General features: G+C 59.5%; 2 protein-coding genes and 1 pseudogene. All 3 read right to left on the reverse strand.

Translation table 11 applies throughout. The features are described 5' to 3' along the window. On the reverse strand, positions 1-172 hold a 172-nt coding region (locus PFH44_RS27280), incomplete at its 3' end, for an NAD(P)-binding domain-containing protein (RefSeq protein ID WP_349632161.1). Continuing rightward, positions 150-1,502, reverse strand: coding sequence for an MFS transporter (locus tag PFH44_RS27285; protein WP_283826790.1), 1,353 nt, complete (start codon positions 1,500-1,502; stop codon positions 150-152). The genes PFH44_RS27285 and PFH44_RS27280, both read right to left, overlap by 23 nt. A gap of 94 nt (positions 1,503-1,596) precedes the next feature. Then, positions 1,597-1,716, reverse strand: a pseudogene (locus PFH44_RS27290) (carboxymuconolactone decarboxylase family protein); the annotation flags it as partial.

Consider the following 1,716-nt stretch of genomic DNA (forward strand, 5'->3'; position numbering starts at 1 on the left):
CGGCTTTTTGCCCCGCGCCGGGCTTAGGATCGAACCCCAGCATTTCGATCCCGGCGTCCACCAGGCAACGGGTCATGCGTCCTCCCATGTTGCCTAAGCCAATAAAACCTAACTTTTTACCTGGCATCACTTTTCTCCTGTGCTTGCGGTTAGTGTGCGCTGAAATCGACATTTTTCGTTTCGGGTCCCATCAGGGCGCCCACCGTGCCAATCACGCCGCCGAGCACCAGCAGGAATACGGCGGTCAGGGCCAGCGGCATCAGGGCGCTCAGCCAGCTCATGTAAAAGGCGTAAAACGACGGCAGGATCACCGACAGGCTAAAGCCCACGCCAAAGCCGGTCGCCCGGACATCGGTTACGAATCGTTCGTTGATATAGGTCACGATCACCCCCCAGGGCGAGGTCACCAGCACGGCCAGCAGGCAGACCAGCGTCATCACCGCCCACAGCGGCAGATGCGGCACGCTGCTGAGGAAATAGAGGATGGCGGCGCCAACGGTGGCAATCAGCGGCCCGACGACGATAAAGAAGCGACGGCGGCCATATTTTTGCCCCAGCAGGCCGGCGCCAATGTAGCTGAAGAACAGCACCAGGTAGGTGAGCATCAGCGTCGCGGTCATCTCAAAGCCGCTCAGATGTAGGGTATTGATCAGCAGACCGGTGGGCAGATAGATGGTGACGATATTCTGCGTTAACCAGAAGCCGGTCATCATTATCAGCACCTGCAGCAGGTTGCGGGCGCTTTTGCCGCTAATCAAATCACGCAGCGGCAGCTTCTCTTTCACCGCGCCTTCTTCGCTTTGCCAGACCTCCGACTCCGCCACCTTATGGACATAATAGAGGGCGAGGGCGCCCGCCAGCAGCGCGCCAATAACGAACGGAATACGCCAGCCCCACTGCGCATACGGCGAGTGGATGCCGTCGAGCGGGAACAGGAAGAACATCAGCATGGTGATTAAGTTGATGGTCACATAGGCGGCCGGGAAACCGGCGATGATCAGCCCGCCGACAAAGCCGCGCTGCTCTTTTTTGGCGTACTCTATGGCCAGCGGCATGGCCCCGGTATAGCCGCCGCCGAGAAAGATGCCGTCAATAAAGCGCAGCAGCACCAGCAAAACGTAAGCGGTGAGGCCGAGCGTCTCGTAGCCCGGTAGCAGGGCGATCAGGAAGGTGACGATCCCAAACCCGGACACCGAATAGATGGAGGCTTTGCGTCGCCCGAGCTTGTCGGCCACGATGCCAAAAATCAGCGCCCCCAGCGGCCTGCCCAGCAGGGTGGTGATAAACACCAGCGAAGCCAGAATGGTAGCCGTGCCGCTGGAGAGATTGGGCGGCTGGAAATAAAACAGCACCGGCGACAGCGCAACCACCGGCAGATAGATGTCAAACATGTCGATATATTCGGAAAAGAATGCGCCGCGCACGGCGCTTTTGCGCTTCTCTTCATGTGATTGTTGTTGTTCCACTTCAGTGACGGCCTGGTTGGCACCGATGCTTACCATGTCTGTCTCCTGCTTTGTTCGCGCCTCTCAGGGCGCGTTTGACGTAGGGAACTCACCGCCGGCGGCGGTGAATGCGTAGGGTCAGGATGCGTAGCTATGGCCGGGCGATATTCTCCTTTTCCCATTCGCCAATGGCGGCGCTGGCGATACGAAACGCGGCGAGCGCGGCGGGCGCGCCGCAGTACACGGCGGTTTGCATCAGCACGGCCTGGAT

It is taken from the genome of Klebsiella sp. Ech2A (genome assembly GCF_030078455.1).
In the GTDB taxonomy this organism is placed as follows: Bacteria; Pseudomonadota; Gammaproteobacteria; order Enterobacterales; family Enterobacteriaceae; genus Klebsiella; species Klebsiella terrigena.